This is a genomic window from Flavobacterium sp. CS20 (genome assembly GCF_018080005.1).
Classification (GTDB): domain Bacteria; phylum Bacteroidota; class Bacteroidia; order Flavobacteriales; family Flavobacteriaceae; genus Psychroflexus.
The window spans coordinates 1,146,220-1,166,980 of the sequence record NZ_CP073015.1; the positions used below are offsets into that span (position 1 = coordinate 1,146,220).

General features: G+C 32.1%; 22 protein-coding genes and 2 pseudogenes. 11 read left to right on the plus strand and 13 right to left on the minus strand.

The features are described 5' to 3' along the window. Positions 1-214 precede the first annotated feature (214 nt). Together porQ and IGB25_RS05510 are read left to right on the plus strand one after the other, a co-directional pair. Entirely contained in the window at positions 215-1,243 is a 1,029-nt protein-coding gene (gene porQ, locus IGB25_RS05505; RefSeq protein ID WP_211066505.1) for a type IX secretion system protein PorQ, read from the plus strand. Further along, a complete protein-coding gene (locus IGB25_RS05510; protein ID WP_211066506.1) occupies positions 1,243-1,884 on the plus strand; it encodes a type II CAAX prenyl endopeptidase Rce1 family protein in 642 nt (213 codons plus the stop codon). Before porQ ends, IGB25_RS05510 begins: the two co-directional genes overlap by 1 nt. Positions 1,885-1,897: 13 nt before the next feature. On the opposite strand, the gene rimO is transcribed toward IGB25_RS05510, so the two are convergent. From rimO to ftsY, 3 genes are read right to left on the minus strand one after another with little or no spacing between them, the layout of a single operon-like run. Next, positions 1,898-3,199, minus strand: coding sequence for a 30S ribosomal protein S12 methylthiotransferase RimO (gene rimO, locus IGB25_RS05515; protein ID WP_211066507.1), 1,302 nt, complete (start codon positions 3,197-3,199; stop codon positions 1,898-1,900). A gap of 3 nt (positions 3,200-3,202) precedes the next feature. Next, complete coding sequence (locus IGB25_RS05520; RefSeq protein WP_211066508.1) at positions 3,203-3,502, minus strand: hypothetical protein; 300 nt, start codon at positions 3,500-3,502, stop codon at positions 3,203-3,205. A gap of 1 nt (position 3,503) precedes the next feature. Continuing rightward, a complete protein-coding gene (ftsY, locus tag IGB25_RS05525) occupies positions 3,504-4,448 on the minus strand; it encodes a signal recognition particle-docking protein FtsY (protein WP_211066509.1) in 945 nt (314 codons plus the stop codon). A gap of 235 nt (positions 4,449-4,683) precedes the next feature. Here ftsY and IGB25_RS05530 point away from each other — a divergent pair, with 235 nt between their 5' ends. Next, positions 4,684-5,883, plus strand: a complete 1,200-nt coding sequence (locus IGB25_RS05530; RefSeq protein WP_211066510.1) for a DNA adenine methylase — start codon at positions 4,684-4,686, stop codon at positions 5,881-5,883. After that, the gene (locus IGB25_RS05535; protein ID WP_211066511.1) at positions 5,883-6,662 is read left to right on the plus strand and encodes an HNH endonuclease; all 780 of its coding nucleotides are present in this window, start codon (positions 5,883-5,885) and stop codon (positions 6,660-6,662) included. Before IGB25_RS05530 ends, IGB25_RS05535 begins: the two co-directional genes overlap by 1 nt. Before the next feature lie 279 nt (positions 6,663-6,941). On the opposite strand, the gene IGB25_RS05540 is transcribed toward IGB25_RS05535, so the two are convergent. Genes IGB25_RS05540 through rpmB form a run of 3 tightly spaced genes read right to left on the minus strand, consistent with a single transcriptional unit; the run spans position 6,942 to position 7,532 of the window. Beyond that, positions 6,942-7,091, minus strand: a complete 150-nt coding sequence (locus IGB25_RS05540) for a DUF4295 domain-containing protein (protein WP_211066512.1) — start codon at positions 7,089-7,091, stop codon at positions 6,942-6,944. Between the two features lie 7 nt (positions 7,092-7,098). After that, a complete protein-coding gene (rpmG, locus tag IGB25_RS05545) occupies positions 7,099-7,281 on the minus strand; it encodes a 50S ribosomal protein L33 (protein ID WP_138932665.1) in 183 nt (60 codons plus the stop codon). 11 nt (positions 7,282-7,292) lie between these two features. Further along, complete coding sequence (rpmB, locus tag IGB25_RS05550) at positions 7,293-7,532, minus strand: 50S ribosomal protein L28 (protein WP_125087986.1); 240 nt, start codon at positions 7,530-7,532, stop codon at positions 7,293-7,295. Positions 7,533-7,711: 179 nt separating this feature from the next. Between rpmB and queA the strand changes: the two genes are divergently transcribed. From queA to IGB25_RS05575, 6 genes are all read left to right on the plus strand, one after another. After that, positions 7,712-8,761 carry a tRNA preQ1(34) S-adenosylmethionine ribosyltransferase-isomerase QueA gene (gene queA / locus IGB25_RS05555; protein WP_211066513.1) on the plus strand — a complete coding sequence of 350 codons (1,050 nt, stop codon included), beginning with the start codon at positions 7,712-7,714 and terminating at the stop codon, positions 8,759-8,761. Between the two features lie 645 nt (positions 8,762-9,406). Continuing rightward, positions 9,407-9,760, plus strand: coding sequence for a hypothetical protein (locus IGB25_RS05560; protein WP_211066514.1), 354 nt, complete (start codon positions 9,407-9,409; stop codon positions 9,758-9,760). Next, on the plus strand, positions 9,748-10,476 hold the full coding sequence (locus tag IGB25_RS05565; RefSeq protein WP_211066515.1) for an NRDE family protein: 729 nt from the start codon (positions 9,748-9,750) through the stop codon (positions 10,474-10,476). The genes IGB25_RS05560 and IGB25_RS05565 overlap by 13 nt, the downstream gene beginning before the upstream one ends. After that, entirely contained in the window at positions 10,461-10,823 is a 363-nt protein-coding gene (locus IGB25_RS05570; protein WP_211066516.1) for a DUF6695 family protein, read from the plus strand. The genes IGB25_RS05565 and IGB25_RS05570 overlap by 16 nt, the downstream gene beginning before the upstream one ends. A 5-nt stretch (positions 10,824-10,828) precedes the next feature. Next, positions 10,829-11,119, plus strand: a complete 291-nt coding sequence (locus IGB25_RS15490) for a DUF6695 family protein (protein ID WP_371815977.1) — start codon at positions 10,829-10,831, stop codon at positions 11,117-11,119. After that, positions 11,098-11,412: a DUF6695 family protein gene (locus IGB25_RS05575; RefSeq protein ID WP_211066517.1), complete on the plus strand. Its 315-nt coding sequence runs from the start codon at positions 11,098-11,100 to the stop codon at positions 11,410-11,412. The genes IGB25_RS15490 and IGB25_RS05575 overlap by 22 nt, the downstream gene beginning before the upstream one ends. Before the next feature lie 23 nt (positions 11,413-11,435). On the opposite strand, the gene IGB25_RS05580 is transcribed toward IGB25_RS05575, so the two are convergent. From IGB25_RS05580 to gyrB, 5 genes and pseudogenes are all read right to left on the minus strand, one after another. After that, positions 11,436-12,053 (minus strand): L-threonylcarbamoyladenylate synthase, encoded by a 618-nt coding sequence (locus IGB25_RS05580; protein ID WP_211066518.1) that lies wholly within the window; start codon positions 12,051-12,053, stop codon positions 11,436-11,438. A 6-nt stretch (positions 12,054-12,059) separates the two neighbouring features. Continuing rightward, positions 12,060-14,114 (minus strand): annotated as a pseudogene (locus IGB25_RS05585) (HD family phosphohydrolase). Between the two features lie 195 nt (positions 14,115-14,309). Beyond that, a pseudogene (locus IGB25_RS05590) lies at positions 14,310-15,231 on the minus strand (malate dehydrogenase). Positions 15,232-15,250: 19 nt separating this feature from the next. Beyond that, on the minus strand, positions 15,251-16,270 hold the full coding sequence (locus tag IGB25_RS05595) for a DUF6588 family protein (protein ID WP_211066519.1): 1,020 nt from the start codon (positions 16,268-16,270) through the stop codon (positions 15,251-15,253). 92 nt (positions 16,271-16,362) lie between these two features. Beyond that, entirely contained in the window at positions 16,363-18,303 is a 1,941-nt protein-coding gene (gene gyrB / locus IGB25_RS05600) for a DNA topoisomerase (ATP-hydrolyzing) subunit B (RefSeq protein WP_211066520.1), read from the minus strand. A gap of 175 nt (positions 18,304-18,478) precedes the next feature. Here gyrB and IGB25_RS05605 point away from each other — a divergent pair, with 175 nt between their 5' ends. Further along, the gene (locus IGB25_RS05605; RefSeq protein ID WP_211066521.1) at positions 18,479-19,006 is read left to right on the plus strand and encodes a DUF2911 domain-containing protein; all 528 of its coding nucleotides are present in this window, start codon (positions 18,479-18,481) and stop codon (positions 19,004-19,006) included. A 79-nt stretch (positions 19,007-19,085) separates the two neighbouring features. Here IGB25_RS05605 and IGB25_RS05610 read toward each other — a convergent pair whose 3' ends face one another. Both IGB25_RS05610 and IGB25_RS05615 read right to left on the minus strand, forming a co-directional pair. Next, complete coding sequence (locus tag IGB25_RS05610; RefSeq protein WP_211066522.1) at positions 19,086-19,997, minus strand: bifunctional UDP-sugar hydrolase/5'-nucleotidase; 912 nt, start codon at positions 19,995-19,997, stop codon at positions 19,086-19,088. 2 nt (positions 19,998-19,999) lie between these two features. Next, on the minus strand, positions 20,000-20,761 hold the full coding sequence (locus IGB25_RS05615; RefSeq protein WP_211066523.1) for a 5'-nucleotidase C-terminal domain-containing protein: 762 nt from the start codon (positions 20,759-20,761) through the stop codon (positions 20,000-20,002).

Genomic DNA, 20,761 nt, shown 5'->3' on the forward strand with positions numbered 1-20,761 from the left:
CTATTATCAAACTTTATATTATAAAAATGCCTTAAAAATCAATTAATAAAATTTTCAACTCTATCTATTCTTGAATTTTTACCTTGCTTTCTCATCTCAAGAAAACGTTTAAAAATTTAAGGGTTTAATTTAAAACCAACAGATAACTTTAGAATTTAAAATATTGCACTTCAGTATTCGTTTATAAGGTTGTATCATTATCTTTACCGCCTAAATGAATAGCTTGAGCCGTTTAATTTTAGTTTTATCAATGCTTTTATATTTTGACCTGTCAGCTCAAATCGGTGGTCAAAATACTTATCAATTTCTCAACTTACCCGTTTCGCCGAGGCACGTCGCTCTTGGTGGTAAAAACATCACATTAAACAATTACGACCCATCTTCAGCCCTGAATAATCCAGCTCTGATTAATTATAGAATGGACAATCAGTTGGCAGTAAATTATATGAATTTTGTAGGTGACATCAATTACGGCACAGCATCTTACGCCTATTTGTTTGATAGACGCACACAGGTTTTGCAAATTGGCATGACCTATATCAATTACGGTAGTTTTGATGGATTTGACGAAAATGCTAATCCAACTGGAAGTTTTACGGGCAACGAAGCGGCTCTATCAGTAGGTTACCAAAAGAAACTTGGTCGTTCAGATTTTCATCTTGGAGCAAATGTGAAATTTATCACCTCTAAATTAGAAAATTTTACATCTTTTGGTATTGCATCAGATATTGGTTTATCTTATAAATATGACCGTTGGGATTTAATCGTCTCTGGTGTGGTTAGAAATATTGGCTATCAGATTAAACCTTTTAATGATGTTCGCGAAGATTTGCCTCTTGAAGTTGTCCTCGGCATTTCTCAAAAGTTACGTACTTTACCGTTTAGATGGCATATTACGGTTGAAAATATCCAAGAGTGGAATATCGCCTTTGGTAATACAGCAAGAGATGAAGTGGATTTAAATGGAAATGTAACCAAAGATGATCCTGGTTTTTTTAGCAATTTATTTAGAAGAACAATAATTGGCTTAGAATTCTTTCCTGAAAGCGGATTTAATATCCAATTAGGTTATAACTTTAGACGTGCAGAAGAATTGAGAATTGAAGATCAACGTTCATTTGCTGGTTTAAGCGGTGGCTTGAGCATTAAGTTTAATAAAGTGAGAATCAATTACAGTTATACCCAATTTAACCGTGTCGCCAATACCAGTTTTTTTGGAGTCAGCATAGACCTTAATCGCTAATGAAATTTTTTACTTTCAACCGTTTGAGCCTTGAGCACTTCTTGATATTTGTGTTATTTCCTATTGTACTAACTTTTGATTTTTCTATATATATCAAATTAGGTTTAGGATTTATTGCCTTAATTTATGTGATAATTATCTCGATCAAAAATAGTTACTTTAGAAGTTTAAATCTAAAATTTAGTCCATCTCAAAAGTCAGCTTACTTAAAAAGTTTGACGTTAAAATTTATAAGTATTGCTCTGCTGACAAGCCTAATCACATTTTTATTTTATAAAGAAGTGTTGTTTAATGCATTACAAAATAATCTATGGCGATTTTTTCTCGTTACTGGTGTTTACACTTTTTTATCTGTCATACCACAAGAATTTATTTATAGAAAATTCTATTTTCAACGATACAAAATGCTTTTTAAATCTGATAAACAACTTATCGCAATCAATTCTATGGTGTTTTGTCTCGGTCATTTGTTTTTTGACAATCTGTTAGTCTTAGTCATCACTCTAATAGGTGGATTCATATTTAGCTTGTCTTATCTCAAATATCAGTCCTTAAAATGGATATGTATTGAGCACAGCCTTTATGGTTTATGGCTTTATACAATCGGACTTGGCGGATTGTTGGGGTTTCCTGTTAACTGAAGGCTAAATACAATTACGCAGGAAAACCATACAAATCAAAATCATGAGCCTCTTCGATTTTGATATTGCAAAAATCCCCTATTTTGACATAGTGTTCTTCTGCATTGATCAAAACTTCATTATCCACATCAGGCGAATCAAATTCAGTTCGACCTACAAAATAATTGCCTTCTTTTCTGTCTATAACGCATTTGAAAGTTTGACCGATTTTGTTTTGGTTTTGCTCCCAAGAGATTTGAGATTGAATTTCCATAATCTCATTGGCACGTTTTATTTTGACTTCTTCGGGTACATCATCTTCAAGATTATAGGCGTGCGTGTCTTCTTCGTGTGAATAGGTAAACACGCCAAGTCGTTCAAACCTCATCTCTTTCACCCAAGTTTTTAATTCTTCAAATTGAGCTTCAGTTTCGCCAGGATAGCCAACAATCAAAGTTGTTCTGATACAGATGCCTGGCACTTTTTCTCTAAATAGTTTTAAAAGCTTTGTGGTTTTTTCATGAGTTGTGCCACGTCGCATAGATTTTAAAATTTCATCAGAAATATGTTGTAGTGGAATGTCGATATAATTACACACTTTTGGCTCTTCACGAATAACGTCTAAAACATCTTCAGGAAAGCCCGTTGGAAATGCATAATGCAACCTGATCCATTCAATACCTTCTATTTTTGCTAAAGCTTTTAGCAATTCGGCAAGATTGCGTTTTTTATAAAGGTCTAAGCCGTAATAGGTTAAATCTTGAGCTATTAAAATCAGTTCTTTAACACCATTTGCGGCTAATTTTTCAGACTCTTGAACCAATTCCTCTATGGGTTTTGAGCGGTGTTTACCACGCATGAGCGGAATAGCACAAAAAGAACACTGCATATCGCATCCTTCTGCTATTTTTAGATAAGCATAATTTTTAGGCGTTGTCGTTAAACGTTCGCCAATCAATTCGTGTTTGTAGTCAGCACCGAGAGCTTTTAATAATAAAGGCAAATCTGTCGTACCAAAATAATCATCAACATCGGGAATTTCTTTTTGCAAATCTGGTTTATAGCGTTCAGACAAACAGCCTGTTACAAATACTTTATCTATTTCGCCTTCTTGTTTAAGGTTGACATAGTTTAAGATTGTGTTGACCGATTGCTCTTTGGCGTTGTTGATAAATCCACAAGTGTTTATGACTACAATATTGCCTTCCTGCTCGTGAGCAACATCCTTGCCGTTGGCTTTCAACTGACCCATTATCACTTCAGAATCATAGATGTTTTTACTACAACCCAAAGTAACTAAATTGATTTTATTTTTCTTGAGCGATTTTGTTCGCATAAATTATAAATTTTGATTCAACCACCAGACCCAATCTACTTCAAAATACCGCACTGCACTGATGACGATGACTGATAAAGCAATGAACCACCAATTGGTTTTGTTTTGTTTGAGTTGCCACCATGCTATCAAACCGATTATCGCTAAAGGTAAACTTATGATAAGGATAGGCAACACCGATTGGTTTTCTGCAAAGATAGAATACAGTTTTGTCAAGATATAAAAAGTCGCATAAATGACAGTAATTTTATAAATGATGAGTTTATTTTTTGGATTTCTAAATGGTGCTGGTTTATCGGTCATATTAAGATTTAAAAAATGAATCTACAAATTCTGTTTTGTCAAACAATTGTAAATCTGTGGCTTTTTCACCAATACCAATATATTTTACAGGCACTTTAAATTGGTCGCTAATACCAATCACAACGCCACCTTTGGCAGTACCATCGAGTTTTGTAACGGCTAAAGAAGTCACTTCGGTTGCGACCGTAAACTGTTTAGCTTGTTCAAAAGCATTTTGCCCTGTAGAGCCATCTAAAACCAACAAAACTTCGTTAGGAGCGTGATCAACCACTTTTTGCATCACGCGTTTAATTTTGGTCAACTCGTTCATCAAGTTCACTTTGTTATGCAATCTTCCTGCGGTGTCTATTAAAACAACATCTGCATTTTGTTTAACAGCACTTTGCACAGTATCATAAGCCACAGATGCTGGATCGCTTCCCATTTTTTGTTTAACGATAGGCACACCAACACGCTGAGACCAGATGTCTAATTGCTCAACAGTCGCAGCTCTAAAAGTATCAGCAAGACCCAAAACCACTGAAAGGCCTTGATTTTTAAACAAGGTTGCAAGTTTACCAATGGTTGTGGTTTTTCCAACACCATTAACGCCAACAACCATAATCACATACGGCTTTTTATCTTCATCGTGGTTAATGTCGTGTTCATTTTCTGATAGAAGTTTGGCAATTTCGTCGCGTAAAATACTATTGAGTTCGTCAGTGCCAAGATATTTATCTCGAGCTACGCGTTCTTCAATACGGTCTATAATTTTGATAGTGGTTGCCACGCCTACATCACTTGAGATAAGGACTTCTTCCAAATCGTCTAAAACTTCAGCATCAACTTTTGATTTGCCAGCAACGGCTTTAGACAGTTTATTAAAAAAACTGGATTTTGTTTTTTCAAGACCTTCATCAAGGTCTTCTTTTTTGTCTTTATTAAATATTTTTTTGAAAAAACTCATGATATTAAATTTAAAATTGCAAAGATACATATTAAGTTAATCCCAAATTATAATCAGAGCATAATCCTCTATAATAACCGACGAAAACATAGTTTTGTTTCGGGGTTAACCCTGACAAAAATGCTTATAATTGAACATTTTTCGTCATTATTCAATAGTTGGGCACAATACAGAAAAAATTTCAACTTAAAATTAAATTCTCGTGTTTAAACTGATAAATTTTTATATTTACAGTATGAATTATCTTGTAGAAGAACCAGTCGTAACATACAATCAAATTAATTTAAGTTTCACAAACTATACAAAAGCACGGAAACTTGAACCACTTGTAAAATGGGCTGGTGGAAAGGAACAAGAATTAAAATATATTATTCCAAATCTTCCAGATTATTTTGAAAATTACTACGAACCCTTTGTTGGTGGCGGTTCAGTTTATACCGCAATTCAAGCCCAAAAATATTTTATAAATGATAAATCACACGAGTTAATTGATTTATATAAAATCATAATTTCTGAAGAGCGAGAAATTTTTTTTAAAGCAATTGACGAAATTATCCACAACTGGGAAGTTTTAGGTGATATTTCAAAGAAAAATCAAAAGTTCTTTGTGAAAATATATAAGGATTTTGCCAGTGACAAAATAACGAAAGATATATTATCAAATAAAATCTATGAATTCATATTAAAAAATTCTAAGGAATTTAATGGTCTTTTTTCTTCATTTTTCAATTTTAATATTGAGAATTTTCTCAAAGAAGTCAAGAAAAATTTAGTCCGAAAAACATCAAGAATGAAAGTTCTTGAAAAACAAAAAGGGAAATTACCCGATAAAGACATTTTAGATAACATAGAAACGGCATTAAAAAGTGCATTTTATATGCATTTTAGACATATTTATAATTTCCATAAAAAATACGAATTAAATAAAGCTTTTTATAGTGCAATATTTCTCTTTATTAGAAATTACGCATATTCTGGAATGTTTCGATACAATTCAAAAGGTGAATTTAATGTTCCTTATGGCGGAATAGCATACAATAATAAAAATTTCAGAAAAAAAATTGAATATTTAAAATCTGAACCCCTACAAAAATTATTAACAAAAACAAAAATTGTTAATGATGATTTTGAAGATTTCTTTAGATACAATAATCCATCAAAAAGAGATTTTGTTTTCTTAGATCCTCCTTACGATACAGAATTTAGCACATATGCTCAAAACGATTTTGTTAAAACTGACCAAGAAAGACTTGCAAATTATTTAATAAATGATTGTAAAGCAAAGTGGATGATGATAATTAAAAATACTGATTTTATTTTAAATTTATATACTCATCCCAAAGTAAATGTTTTAACTTTTGACAAAAAATATTTAGTTAGCTTTATGAACCGGAATAATAAAAATACTGAACATCTTTTAATAACCAATTATTAATGGCAAGAAGAATTACCGAAACAGAATTAATATTACCATCATTATATTTGATGAAACTAAATAATGGTCAAATAACGACATCAGAATTAATCGAGAAACTTCGCTTAATAATGAAACCAAGTGGTGCAGATTTAGAAATTCTTTCAGGTAGAAACGATGACAAATTTTCTCAAAAGGTTAGAAATTTAAAAGCCCACGGAACCTTTGAAAGAATGGGATATGCAAAATATAAAGGTAAGGCTCGCAGTGGTTATGTAGAAATAACTAATGAAGGGAAAAAACATTTGAAACGAAATCAAAAGATTTTAAATTATCTTTTAGTAAATGATTTTGAATATTCTGACCTAACAGAAAACTTAAAGGAAATAGAAAAAAATGAAGACAAAAAAGAAATAGAAACTTTTGACGAAAATATTATTATTCAAGAAGGTCTAAAAAAAGTAAGAGAAGTAAAGGTTTACGAAAGATCTTCGACGTTAAGAGATTTTGCGATTAAGCATTTTACTGTAAAAAATCATATTTCCTGTAAATGTTGTTCTTTCGACTTTGAAGATTTTTACGGTTCTGAAATTGGAAAAGGTTTTATTGAAATACATCATACAAAACCAATTTTCCAGTATGAAGATGATGATTTAGAAAACACTTTGGAAAATGCACTTGAAAATTTAGCACCAGTTTGTTCAAATTGTCATCGTATGATACATAGGAACTGGTCGAAACCACTCGAAATACAATATTTAATAGGACAAATAGAACAAAACGGAACATTTACGCGATAAAGCTCAGTGCCTAACACGAGGTCATAAGTAATGTGGGTTTTGAGCAAAATCAAAAATTAAGGCGTGTTATTTCGCGAGCAATTTATATTGTTTATAATATGAAAAACAAAAATAGCTCGCTTGAGTTTGTACTGAATTGAAAAGTAAAAGCTTTGTTTTCTCGCACTACTCATAACCCAAACGGAAATTCGTACTGAATGTTTCGGGGTTAATACCAATTATAGAAAACAAAAAAAGCCGTTAACAAAGTAACGGCTTTAGAAAATATGTAAGAGTTTTTTATTTTTTTAAAAAATCATTGACATCCTCGGGTGCCATAATTTGTTCTACAAAAGTATAAGCACCAGTCTTTTCAGACTTTACCATTTTTACTGCTTTTGTAAGTCTCTTGCTTCCAGTTTGAATACTTGCTACTGATTTCTTAGCCATAACTTATTTATTTAATTTCTTTGTGAACGGTCATTTTTCTCAAGATAGGATTGTATTTTTTTAATTCAATTCTATCAGGTGTATTACGCTTGTTCTTAGTTGTAATATATCTTGACGTTCCAGGTTTTCCTGAATTTTTATGTTCGGTGCATTCTAAAATGACTTGAACTCTATTGCCTCTTTTTGCCATCGTTCTTTAGTTTATTTTTTTAAAAATCCTTTTTGTCTTGCTTCTTTTAAAACCGCAGAGATTCCTTTTTTATTGATATTTTTCAAAGCTGATGTAGATACTTTTAAAGTGATCCATTTATCTTCTTCAGGAATATAAAAACGCTTTTTAATGAGATTTACATTAAATTTACGCTTTCTTCTATTTAAAGCATGAGACACATGATTTCCTGTCATTGCTCTCTTACCGGTAAGCTCACAAACTCTAGACATGATTTTCTTATTTTTTAAAACGGTTGCAAAATTAAGACCTTTTAAAACAATTTACAAACCTTTTGAAATATATTTTATGCTTTTTTACACAATTTCTTAAAATTAAAAGCTAAAACACTTGACAACGGTATAGCGATAAGGTTATATTTGCAACTTTTAAAAACCACTTCGCTATGGGTATGAAATTATCTCAATTTGACTTTGAACTTCCTAAAGAACTTTTGGCTGAACATCCTGCTGATCACAGAGATGAATCACGATTAATGGTGGTTCACCGTGATACAGGAAAAATTGAACACAAAGTTTTTAAAGATCTTATCAACTATTTTGATGAAAAAGATGTGCTGATTTTTAACAACACTAAAGTATTTCCTGCACGTTTGTTTGGAAACAAAGAAAAAACGGGTGCCAGAATTGAAGTTTTTCTTTTAAGAGAACTCAATCCTGAAACGCGTCTTTGGGATGTTTTGGTTGACCCTGCTAGAAAAATAAGAATTGGTAATAAGCTATATTTTGGCGATGACGATAGTTTAGTTGCAGAAGTCATTGACAATACCACATCGAGAGGTCGAACTTTGAGATTTTTATTTGACGGTTCGTATGAAGAATTTAGAAAAAAACTATACGAATTAGGTGAAACCCCAATTCCAAAATACATCAGTCGTCCAGTTGAACCTGAAGACGAAGAGCGTTACCAAACCATTTACGCCAAAGAAGAAGGTGCTGTGGTCGCTCCTACTGCTGGGCTTCACTTTTCTAAACACTTAATGAAGCGTTTAGAAATTAAAGGTATTGATTTTGCCGAAGTTACTTTACATATTGGATTAGGCACATTTAATCCTGTTGAAGTTGAAGATTTGTCCAAACATAAAATGGATAGCGAGCAGGTGAAAATTGATAAAAAAGCCACTAAAATTGTCAACAATGCCAAAGCAGAAAAACGCAGAATATGTGCTGTAGGTACAACGGTGATGAGAACCATAGAAAGTGCTGTCAATTCGGATAATACTTTAAATGATTTTGAAGGTTGGACCAACAAATATATATTCCCGCCATATGATTTTAGAATTGCCAACAGTATGATCACCAACTTTCACATGCCAAAATCTACATTATTGATGATGGTATCTGCATTTATGGGGCACGAATTGATGGAAAAAGCCTACAAAGAAGCTATAAAAGAAAAATATAGATTTTACTCCTACGGAGATGCGATGTTGATATTGTAAGTAGAGTTGTTTATTGTATTTTTAACCCAATCACGATTTAGTTATTGTAATCATTTCACAATATTGAATGGCAATTTATGATTTTTTATAACACAATAACGTCATAAAGAAAACAGTTGATTAAACTGAGGGTTTTAAAAATTTATCAATTATATTACAGATTTTAAATCTTAAATCTAAATCATAAAAGCACATTATAACCATATACTTTCTAATAGTATTTGTGATTTACTTACAAGATACACAAAAAAAATCTCAAGATTTTGATTAAAAAACATGGGCAAAAAATTGAAACTTTTGACAGTTGATTTTTCTGCAACATTATTATATCACTTCAAAATATCAAGCATCTAAAGTAATACGTTAAAATTTTTAATTACAGAACGTAAAGATATAACCTATGTAACGACATAGATTAAAAATTGCAACTTCGGTTAAAGTTTTGACCTTTAAAATCAAAAGATTATTTATATTTTTGTTAAAAGATAATTAAATTATGATATCACACTGTAAAAACAATTTACTTCAAATTAAAAATTTAACCATTAAAATAGATAAAGAAAATTACAAAAAACCCTGTGCTGTTTTATTTCAATCAACAATTGGGCAGACATCAGACATGCTTTGGAGTTTTACTTGTGTTTATTGGAAGGACTTGATAGCCATATTGTAAATTATGATGAACGCAAACGTCAATACACTATTGAGAACTGTCCAAATATGGTCGCAGAAGTTATAGAAACTATCATATCAAAACTTAATACCATTAATCAAAATCAATTTTTAGAAATTAAAGCCAACTACACATCCGATTATGATGTTGAAATCTGTATGAAATCATCTTTGTATAGAGAATTAGGTGTTTGTCTTGAACACAAGATTCATCATCAAGCCATAGTAAAATCTGGTTTAAAAGAATTAGATTGCTTAAACTTAGTGAACCATAATTTTGGAGTTGCTCCATCAACTATAAGAAACCAAAAAAAATGTGCACAGTAAGCTACATCACTCATAACCAAGGTTTTAATTTAACATCAAATCGAGATGAATTAGTCTCTAGACCTACTAAACCACCAAAGATATATGAGGAGTTTAATCAACAACTGGTTTACCCTAAGGATGAATTGGCGGGCGGAACTTGGATAGCAATTTCAAACCAGAATATTACTGTTTGTTTGCTCAATGGTGCTTTTAAAAAACACAAAAGAAAACCACCTTATGCCAGAAGCCGTGGTCAAGTGTTAAAGCAACGGTTTGATTATCAAACAAATCGCGATTTTGTTGACAACCTAAACTTAAAAAATATTGAACCTTTCACGCTTTTGCTTATCGATCATAAAGACAAGATTGATTTTGCAGAATTGGTTTGGGATGGCACTCAAAAACACTATAAATCAATAGACCCGTCAAAAAATCACATTTGGGCATCTGCTACTCTTTATAGCGAAGACCAAAGACAAAGCCGAAAAAAGTGGTTTCAACACTTTTTAAATCAACATCACAATATCACACCAAATGATATCCTAAATTTTCACACAGGAAGCTATACAGATGATAAAAAAAATGATATGCTGATGCAAAGAAATAAAATGTTGAAAACTATAAGTGTTTCTCAAATCAATGTTTTTTTAGATAAAGCATCATTTGTTTACAAAGATTTAGAACAAAATAAAACTCACCATCAAAACCTTGATTTGTTATGCAAAACAGTTTAGCCATAGCATTGGCTTGGCCAGAAACACGATGTAAACAAACTGGAGCATGGTATGATAGACCTGCTGAGTTTTTGAGTATTAGCAAAAATAACTACTACAAAGTTGGTCATTCAGCTATTGTATTAATTAATCCTAAAAATAAAAAATGTTTATATTTTGATTTTGGAAGATATCACACACCATTAGGCTATGGCAGAGTGAGAGATGAGCAAACTGATTTTGATTTAAAAATAGAAACATTAGCTGAAATGAGCGATAATTTGATTTTGTCTAATTACCAAAATATCATAGATGAGATTCAACAAAATCCTTCTTCTCATGGAGATGGTCAGCTTTATGCAGATTAACTAAAATCAATTTTGAAAATGCTTATTCCAAAGCCAAACAAATGCAAAATTGTGGAATTATCAATTATGGTCCTTTTGTAATAAACGGAACAAATTGCTCTAGGTTTGTCAGAAGTGTGTTGTTAAGTGCAGAAATATCATTATTGCTACAATTTAAAATTCGCTTCACCAGAACATTAAGCCCAACTCCAATAGGAGTTGTAAATAATCTAAACCAACAACGTAAAGCAAATTTCAGAAAAAGATATTTTAGTGTTGAAAAAAGCGTGAAAGAATGCGAAATTATAACTTCATAAATAAAACTTTACCAGAACCACAACGCCCTGATTTTTTATCTATTCATGCTCAATGGTTGGCTGGAGAAGGTGCAGGTTCATGGTTTTTGTTAGAAAAAACAAGTGATAATACAATCTATGAAGTTACACGCTTTAGTCCAAAAGGAAAAATAGAATGCGAAGGTTTTTTTAGATTAGAAAATAAGACTAAAGCTTTAAACATAACTAAACCATATCAATTTGTTCATTTAAGTCACTGTGCAATAGTTCATATCAAACAAGATAAAAATATCTTTAAACTGGTAAGGATTTAATTACTTAGTTTATTAAAAAACATTTAAATTTCAATAGACCCTTTTCCTTCTCTAATCAGTATTGGTTCATCTGTTGTTAAATCTATAACAGTAGAAGCAATATTATCTCCATATCCACCATCTACCACAATATCGACCAGTTTATCCCATTTTTCTAAGATTAAACTTGGGTCTGTAGTATATTCAATAACTTCATCATCGTCTTTGATAGATGTTGAAATAATGGGGTTGCCAAGTGTTTCAACTATACTTAATGTAATTCTGTTATCTGGTATTCTTATGCCAACGGTCTTTTTATTCTTAAAAAATTTAGGGAGATTATTGTTTCCTGGTAAGATAAAAGTATATGGTCCCGGTAAATTTCTTTTTAAAATTTTGAAAGTATTAGAATCTATTTGAGCTACATACTCAGAAAGATTGCTTAAGCTTTCGCAAACAAAAGATAGATTAGCCTTTTCAAGTTTTATATTTTTGATTTGTGCGATTTTTTGGAGTGCTTTTTTACTTTTGATACTACATCCTAAACCGTAAACTGTATCTGTTGGATAAATTATTAAACCATCGTTTTTTAAAACCTCTACTATTTCTCTTAGATGTTTTTCTGATGGATTTTCTTCATATATTTTTATAAGTTTAGCCATTGTTTTTTATTCTGGATATTCCACTCTTAGGTGATATATGTTTTTTAATTTTATTTTAAGTATTTTCTTAACTTGTTCAATTTCTTTAAACGTAATATTAGCGTTTAAAAATTGTTTTTCATTAACTTGATAGTCAATTATTTTTTCAACAAAATTATTAATTATTTTGGTATTGGGTTCTTTAAGGCTTCTACTGGTCGCTTCAACACTATCACACATCATCAAAATAGCTGTTTCTTTATTAAATGGTTTAGGTCCTGGATATCTAAATTCTGAATCATCTTCTACTGTTTCATCACTGATTGCTTCTTGTTTTTTAAAAAAATAATACACCAATGTTGTGCCGTGATGTGTTCTAATAAAATCAATAATCCTATCAGGTAATTTGTGTTTTTTGGCAATTTCTATTCCAAAAGCTCTGTGGTTAATGATAATTGATGCACTTTCTTTAGGGTCTAAATCATCATGGGCAGATACCGAAGTTTTTTGGTTTTCGCTAAAATATGTGGGCTGTTTCATTTTGCCTATATCGTGATACAAAGCTCCAACTCTTACCAGTAGTGCATTTGCTCCGATCTCGTTTGCTGAAGCTTCTGCTAAATTTGCAACATTTAAAGAATGATGAAAAGTTCCTGGTGCATGTTCTGCAAGTTGCTTTAGCAGTTTAGAATTTGTATCTGATAACTCTAATAGAGATAAATCAGAAATTAATCCAAACACCTTTTCGTATGAATAAATCAAGGGTTGAACAAATAGTAAACCTACGCCAGCGAGTAAAAACCACATAAAGGTATTTACTTCAATTTCATAAATGTCGCCTTCTTGAATTAAATTAAAGACCAGATACGAAAATAAATACACTAAAGTGATTTGAAAAACCGAGATAAATAGATTGGCTCTCTTGTATAGTTCTGATACGGTTAGTATAGTCACAATTCCAGCTATAATCTGCAAAAACATATATTCAAAACTATTAGGGACAATAAAACCGAGTATTAAAACAGTAATCACATGAGTAAACAAACCTAATCTCGCATCAAAAAACACTTTTAATGTCAAGGGTAAAATACAAATTGGAACTATATAAATAAAATCTCTATTAAAGTGCAATACTACTAACGATAAGCCTATGACAAATAGAATATTAAAAAATATAAAAGTTACTTTATTGTTATCTTCATAAATATCTTTGTGATACTTGTTTATGAACAGTAATAACATGAGTAAAGCTAAAGAAACGAGTAATACATATCCAACAATCACCGTGTTATATGAAGAATGATCCCAATCTTGACTTTCATATTCAGCTTTTAGAGAAACTAATTTTTGATATCTATCACTATCAACTATTTCGCCTCTACTTATAATTTTACTGCCTTTTTTAACGGTTCCTCTTGTTTCAGAGATATCATTTAAACTTCGATTTAAACTTTTTTCTGTAAGTTCTTCATTAAAAAACACATTGACTTCAATATGTTTAAAGAAAATAGATGTAATTTCATTTTTGTATATTTCAAATGGCGTTCCGTTTATTTTTTTATGGATTAAGGTTTTGAGTTCGTCTTGTTTTACTATAGCTGAAAGTAAAACTTCTTGAACTTCTGCATTTTTTTTTAAGAAGACTACTTTATCTTCCGGATAGCGATTTTCATCTATTCTCAATCCATATTTATAGATATCTTCAAATGTTGAGACAATTAATTCTTTTAATTTTTGTTTTGATATTTTAAATATAGTATCGGTGTTGAATTTCTGTTCAATTTCAGATAAAAAATCATTTTTAACTTGATTATAAATATTGACATCGTAATTGTAGTAAGGTGTGTGGTTTTTGATTATACTCTCCCGCTCTGCTTTTAATTCGTCTGCGGACTTTAGTATGGAATAATCGAAAGGAGCGTAAAGATTTTCATAAAGCTAGGGCGTGTTTTTATCAATGTCATATTTAAATTTATAGCCTTTTGGAAAAAAATATACAATTAGAAATACCGTTATAAGAACTAAAAATATCTTATATATATTGGCTTGATTACTGTATAAAAATTGCAATATTTTTTTCAAAATCTAACTTTTAAGCTAAAATAAGGGTTTTTTAAATAATACTATAATTTAAAAGTAAGAATCAAATTAAAACTAAACTGTTTTTAACTGATTTATTTTAAAGCGAATTATAGAGTGGAATCTAATCAATAATTATAAAAAAAATCCGCTACTGATTATAGCAACGGATTTTAAAATTTAAAATGCATTTATAGTTTAAAGCAAACCATTGGTTTTCTTAACGCCTTCAGCACTTTCTTGAAGTTTGGCTTTTTCAGCATCAGTAAGATCAAGTTCTACGATTTTTTCAATACCGTTTTTACCTATAATGACAGGAACACCAATACATAAATCTTTAAGTCCATATTCACCGTCAAGCAAGGTTGAACAAGGGAACAATTTCTTTTGATCGCAAGCAATGGCTTGAACAATGGCTGAAACTGCAAGCACCAGGTGCATACCAAGCACTCGTGCCTAATAGTTTGGTTAAAGTAGCACCACCAACTTTGGTGTCTTCTTTCACTTGTTCAAGTCTATCTTCAGATAAAAACTCAGTAACTCTAACGCTGTTTCTTGTTGCTAAACGTGTTAATGGCAACATTCCTGTATCGCTGTGACCGCCAATTACTATACCATCAACATCAGATGCTGGACATTCTAAAGCTTCTGATAGTCGGTATTTAAACCTTGCAGAGTCTAAAGCACCTCCCATTCCGATGATTTTGTGTTTTGGCAAGTCTAAAGTTTGGTGTGCAAGATAAGTCATGGTATCCATAGGATTGCTCACAACAATTAAAGTAACATCTGGTGAATGTTTAACTAAATTGCTGGAAACATCTTTAACAATTCCCGCATTGATTCCTATAAGTTCTTCACGGGTCATACCTGGTTTACGTGGCACACCACTCGTGATTACGGCAATATCAGAATTTGCTGTTTTTGTGTAATCATTTGTAGAACCCAAAATTTTGGTATCAAATCCGTTTAAAGAAGCCGTTTGCATCAAATCCATAGCTTTGCCTTCGGCATAACCTTCTTTGATGTCTAAAATAACAACTTCTGATGCAAAATTTTTAATGGCAATGTACTCAGCACAGCTTGCACCAACTGCTCCTGCTCCAACTACTGTAATTTTCATATGATATTTATTTTAAAATTTATATTCCTAAACTTATGCCTAAACTGGCAGTATTAAATTCTTGAAACGAATAATCTGCATGTATTCTAAAAAATGCTAAACTTAATTTAAAACCCAAAGTTGCTTTTGCACCACTTACATCAGATGTAACGCTATAAGGATCGACCAAGACTTCACTATCAACCGATTCAATACCCGTGTTTAGGTTATATTGTCCTAATAAACTTGTCGTGGCATCTCCACTAACATAACCTACGCTGCCATAAAAATTTATAACGGGCAATTTGGTTGACACAATAGCAGAAAACAACCACGAATCTGCTTCAGACTCTATTCTTCTATCAACACCTGAAATAAGGTCAGAATTATCAAATTTATATTTGCCTTCAAACTTAGAATAGCCAACTAAAGCCGAAATTCTTATCGGTAAAATTTTATCAAAAGGGATTAACTCTGTCAACTCATTTTGCAAAGCAAAGCCATAAAACTGAGTATCAACATCTTCGATATTAACTTCAGGGAGATATCTCGCTTTTAACTCAAACCCTTTTACTAAACCTATACTGGCTTGAATGAAACCCGTTGGCACAAAATTGATATCTTCAGAAGATATACCTTGCGGTAAAGTAATAGGAATTTGTAATGTTTGATTGGTGTTTGGGTCTTCTACATTGACTATCATATTAATATCGGGATCATTTTCTCCCAAAGCTGTTGCAACAGATTGAGAGTTGGGTCCAGAAGCAAACGACAGATTGTTATAATCGGCAGTGTTTAGTTGAAAGGATTGGTTTTCATCATCTGTAAAAGACAAATTGCCAATGGTCGAAATTTCAAATCTTAAAAATTTTTTGCTTTTTGCCGTGTTAAACCATCCCGAACTCATACCATAAATCACAGCATCAGTTGCTGGCGAAAAATAGCTTTGACTAAATCGTTGAGCGTCTTCAACACCAGCAAACAGAAGATTATCGATATCCTCTTGTGCTAATGACAAAAAGGTTAAAAATAAAAATAAGCTTGTGAAACATGCTTTCATAAACAGTAAATTTAATTGTTTTAAAATGTTTTGTTTTAACTTAAGGTTAATTTATTTTAAAACAACTGAATTATACTTTTTTCTAAAAATATTTAAACATCAATATTGGCATAAACGGCGTTCTTTTCTATAAATTCTCTTCTTGGTGGCACTTCATCGCCCATCAACATCGAAAAGATTCTATCAGCTTCGCTTGTATTGTCAATCGTTACTTTTCTTAAAATTCTAAACTCAGGATTCATGGTGGTATCCCAAAGTTGGTTGGCATTCATTTCACCAAGACCTTTGTAACGTTGAACAACGGCATTGGTTTTATATTCGCTTAAAATTTCATCTCGTTCTTTTTCACTCCACGCATAGCGTTTTTTGTTTCCTTTTTTGACTAAATATAATGGCGGTGTGGCAATGTAAACATGACCAGCTTCTATCAATTCTTTCATATATCTAAAGAAAAAGGTCAAAATAAGTGTAGCAATGTGGCTACCATCAACATCGGCATCACACATAATAACAATTTTGTGATATCTGAGTTTTGAAATATTAAGAGCTTTAGAATCTTCTTCAGTACCGATGGTTATACCAAGTGCTGTATAAATATTTCTTATTTCTTCATTTTCAAAAACCTTATGTTGCATAGCTTTTTCAACGTTAAGGATTTTACCTCTTAAAGGCAAAATGGCTTGAAATTTTCTATCTCGTCCTTGTTTAGCTGTACCACCTGCAGAATCACCCTCAACCAAAAACACTTCGCAGTCTTCTGGATTTTGTTCAGAACAATCTGAGAGTTTTCCAGGCAAACCCGCACCACTCATAACGGTTTTTCGTTGCACCATTTCACGGGCTTTTTTAGCGGCGTGTCTGGCTTGAGCGACAAGAATCACTTTTTGCACAATGGTTTTAGCATCATTGGGGTTTTCTTCCAAATAAATTTCTAACATTTCAGACACCGACTGAGACACAGCGGAAGTTACTTCACGGTTACCCAACTTGGTTTTGGTTTGACCTTCAAATTGTGGATGAGCTACTTTTACTGAAACTATAGCTGTAAGACCTTCTCTAAAGTCGTCACCAGTAATTTCAAATTTAAGTTTTTCTAACATCCCTGAAGCATCGGCATATTTCTTTAGGGTGTTAGTTAAACCTCTTCTAAAACCTGACAAATGTGTTCCACCTTCGTGAGTGTTGATATTGTTGACATAAGAATGTAGATTTTCAGCATAAGAGTTATTGTAAATCATCGCTACTTCAACCGGGATATCATTCTTCTCACCTTCCATACTGATCACGTCAGTAATTAATGGTTCTCTGGTGCCGTCTAAAAATCTTACAAATTCTTTTAATCCTTCTTCAGAATAAAAAGATTCTTTAAGAAATTCACCATTCTCATCTTTAGAACGTTTGTCGGTAATGTTGATTTTTATACCTTTATTAAGAAAAGCTAATTCTCTTAAGCGTTGAGTTAAAGTTTCAAATTTAAACTCGACACTGTCTTGAAAAATTTCAGCATCAGGCATAAAAGTTACTTTAGTTCCTTGCAAATCTGTTGTGCCAACTTGTTTTACAGGATATAGTGGTTTTCCTTTTTCGTATTCTTGTTCATATATTTTGCCATCTCTATAAACTGTAGCTCTCAATTGAGCTGAAAGAGCATTAACTACAGAAACACCAACACCGTGGAGTCCACCAGAGACTTTATAAGAATCTTTATCAAACTTTCCTCCAGCTCCAATCTTAGTCATCACGACTTCAAGGGCTGAAACGCCTTCTTTTTTATGCAGATCTACTGGAATACCTCTACCGTTATCTTCAATGCTTATCGAGCCATCTTCTTCGATAATGACAGTGATTTTGTCACAATGACCTGCCATAGCTTCATCAATAGAATTATCGACAACTTCACTGACCAAATGATGCAAACCTCTTGAGCCTACATCACCTATATACATAGATGGACGCATTCTTACATGTTCAATACCTTCTAAAGCCTGAATACTATCAGCTGAATAGTTGTTTTTTTTGATGTCTTCGTTCATAAATTTTTAATATTAGTTCATAACAGACAAATATAAGCAAACCCATTATTTACAAGACACAATCAAACAACTTTAAACAAGTATTTATCAACAAAAAGATGTTAAATATTCACAATTTAACAAGTCTTAAATATGGCAACCTTTAATTTTGAGTTATCATTGAAAAAAAACATTTATGAAAACCAAAATTTTATCACTATTTATCGTTGCACTATGTTTTAACTCACTTCAAGCTCAAAATTTTCCAAAGGTTGATATAAGCCCAATGGATGCCGTTATCGTTAGGACAGATGATGGACAATCTTTTATGAGAATCATTTACAGCAGACCTCAAAAAAAAGGAAGAGAAATTTTTGGTGGTCTTGTTCCTTATGGTGAAGTTTGGAGAACAGGTGCCAACGAAGCCACAGAAATCACTTTTTATGAAAAAGTTACTTTTGGCGGAAAACCTATTGATGCAGGGACTTATTCTTTATTTACCATTCCAAATAAAGATAAATGGACTGTAATTCTCAACAAAGAGCTTAACCAATGGGGTGCTTATCAATACGATTCTTCTAAGGATGTGGCTCGAATAGAAGTTAAACCAAAATCTACAGTTGCTAATGTTGAAACATTTTCAATAACAAGTAAAAAAGTAGATAAAGGTTATCACCTTTTGCTTGGTTGGGACGATACTTATATAGAAATTCCTGTTTATTAAATTAACGTGAATTCAACTAATAAAATACCTCGATTTGTAAGAGATAAAACATGAAAAAAAGTAGAATTTTTATTAAATTTTAAACTTCAATAACCACATCTTTCACTCCTTTTTCTTGATTGTTGCTAAAGTAAAAATCAATTCTGCCTAGGTTTAAACCTGCCCAACCTACTTGATTGACTAAGGTGATTTTTTCTGCTTGGTTGACAACTTTAGTCGGTCGGTCTAAAAATGTGTGCGTATGACCGCCGATGATTAAGTCAATATTTTTTGTGTTTTTGGCGAGTTGTATATCGCTGACTTTATCTGATTGATATTCATAACCCAAATGAGATAAACAAATTACCAAATCGCATTGATGTTCTTGTTTTAAAATTTTTACTTGGTCTTGAGCGATTTCAATGGGATTAAGATATTTTGTTTCACCATAAAGATTTTTAGACACTAAACCTTCCAATTCAATACCAAGTCCAAAAACACCTATTGAAATGCCATCCACATCGTAAATTTGATATGGTTTCACCAAAGCATTTAAAGAGGTATTTGATAAATCATAATTGGCATTAAGCAAGTCAAAATTTGCGTGTTGCAATTGTGCCGCGATATTATCAATGCCATTATCAAATTCGTGATTACCAATGGTTGAAGCCTGGTAACCCATTTTAGACATCAGTTTATATTCTAATTCTCCGCCATAAAAATTAAAATATGGCGTGCCTTGAAACGCATCACCAGCATCGAGAAGTAGCGTGTTTGGATTTTCAGATTTTATCTGCTGAACAAGACTATATCGCCGACTCACACCACCGCGGTTAGGAAATTTGCGATGCTTATTTGGAAACGGGTCAATGTGACTATGCACGTCGTTGGTGTGCAAAATCGTGATGTGTTTGTCATAAGATTTCTCCCAAATCACAGGATTGACCAAACTGCTCAATCCAACAAGACTGCCAGCTTGTATAGTTTGGCTTATAAATGTTCTTCGTTTCATATTTATCTAATTTTGACAAAACGCTGATCAGCTGTTGCAGAAATGGTATCGTGTTTTTTGAAATAATCTATAAAAAGGTTTCTCAATTTATAATCTATATCAAAAACCTGTGTTGCGTTTTTAAAAAAAATCATGTTATCGCCACCTTGCAACAAATAATCAGACGTAGCGATAAAATATGTTTCATCATCGTTGATGGGTTTTCCATTTATTTTAAAATCTACAACTTCACTATTGCTATTTAAACGCAATTGCATTTTTGAAATAGGATGGGCAACTTGGTTTTTGACCAAATAATTCACCATTGCTTTTATTGATTTGGCATCTAATTCTGCAACCACCACCATATTTTCAAAAGGCATAATATTGTATGCCGTTCGAGTGGTTATCACACCTTGATTAATACCTGAGCGAATACCGCCATAATTCAATAAAACCCCATCAATTGAATCTTTGTGGCGGCTATTAAAAATAGGATTTGCCATTTCAAAAACCGCATCGGCCATCATATTCCCAATGGCAGTATTTAAAGGATGGTCAGACTTAAACATTGCTTTTTTCGTATAGCTCAAAGGTCGATTCATCTCTTCTTGAATTGAAGTTCTATAAGGCTTGATAAATTTTTCAAGAGATTGGTCTTGACTTAAAGTAGAATCAACAGCAATTTGTTCTCCTTCTATTTTAATGAGTTGAGGTTGATTTTGACAGGAAAATAAAATCCAAAAAAGAGATAAAAGTGAAATTTTAAATAAAAATGACTTCAT

What these genes read in the sequence shown, in the direction of transcription:
- IGB25_RS05535 (WP_211066511.1), top strand. Translation starts at nt 5,883, where the DNA reads ATGGCAAGAAGAATTACCGAAACAGAATTAATATTACCATCATTATAT.
- IGB25_RS05520 (WP_211066508.1), bottom strand. Translation starts at nt 3,502, where the DNA reads ATGACCGATAAACCAGCACCATTTAGAAATCCAAAAAATAAACTCATC.
- IGB25_RS05530 (WP_211066510.1), top strand. Translation starts at nt 4,684, where the DNA reads ATGAATTATCTTGTAGAAGAACCAGTCGTAACATACAATCAAATTAAT.
- IGB25_RS05570 (WP_211066516.1), top strand. Translation starts at nt 10,461, where the DNA reads ATGCAAAACAGTTTAGCCATAGCATTGGCTTGGCCAGAAACACGATGT.
- gyrB (WP_211066520.1), bottom strand. Translation starts at nt 18,303, where the DNA reads ATGAACGAAGACATCAAAAAAAACAACTATTCAGCTGATAGTATTCAG.
- ftsY (WP_211066509.1), bottom strand. Translation starts at nt 4,448, where the DNA reads ATGAGTTTTTTCAAAAAAATATTTAATAAAGACAAAAAAGAAGACCTT.
- IGB25_RS05510 (WP_211066506.1), top strand. Translation starts at nt 1,243, where the DNA reads ATGAAATTTTTTACTTTCAACCGTTTGAGCCTTGAGCACTTCTTGATA.
- IGB25_RS05610 (WP_211066522.1), bottom strand. Translation starts at nt 19,997, where the DNA reads ATGAAACGAAGAACATTTATAAGCCAAACTATACAAGCTGGCAGTCTT.
- queA (WP_211066513.1), top strand. Translation starts at nt 7,712, where the DNA reads ATGAAATTATCTCAATTTGACTTTGAACTTCCTAAAGAACTTTTGGCT.
- IGB25_RS05575 (WP_211066517.1), top strand. Translation starts at nt 11,098, where the DNA reads ATGCGAAATTATAACTTCATAAATAAAACTTTACCAGAACCACAACGC.
- IGB25_RS05580 (WP_211066518.1), bottom strand. Translation starts at nt 12,053, where the DNA reads ATGGCTAAACTTATAAAAATATATGAAGAAAATCCATCAGAAAAACAT.
- IGB25_RS05605 (WP_211066521.1), top strand. Translation starts at nt 18,479, where the DNA reads ATGAAAACCAAAATTTTATCACTATTTATCGTTGCACTATGTTTTAAC.
- porQ (WP_211066505.1), top strand. Translation starts at nt 215, where the DNA reads ATGAATAGCTTGAGCCGTTTAATTTTAGTTTTATCAATGCTTTTATAT.
- rpmG (WP_138932665.1), bottom strand. Translation starts at nt 7,281, where the DNA reads ATGGCAAAAAGAGGCAATAGAGTTCAAGTCATTTTAGAATGCACCGAA.
- IGB25_RS05595 (WP_211066519.1), bottom strand. Translation starts at nt 16,270, where the DNA reads ATGAAAGCATGTTTCACAAGCTTATTTTTATTTTTAACCTTTTTGTCA.
- rpmB (WP_125087986.1), bottom strand. Translation starts at nt 7,532, where the DNA reads ATGTCTAGAGTTTGTGAGCTTACCGGTAAGAGAGCAATGACAGGAAAT.
- IGB25_RS05540 (WP_211066512.1), bottom strand. Translation starts at nt 7,091, where the DNA reads ATGGCTAAGAAATCAGTAGCAAGTATTCAAACTGGAAGCAAGAGACTT.
- IGB25_RS05615 (WP_211066523.1), bottom strand. Translation starts at nt 20,761, where the DNA reads ATGAAGTCATTTTTATTTAAAATTTCACTTTTATCTCTTTTTTGGATT.
- rimO (WP_211066507.1), bottom strand. Translation starts at nt 3,199, where the DNA reads ATGCGAACAAAATCGCTCAAGAAAAATAAAATCAATTTAGTTACTTTG.
- IGB25_RS05565 (WP_211066515.1), top strand. Translation starts at nt 9,748, where the DNA reads ATGTGCACAGTAAGCTACATCACTCATAACCAAGGTTTTAATTTAACA.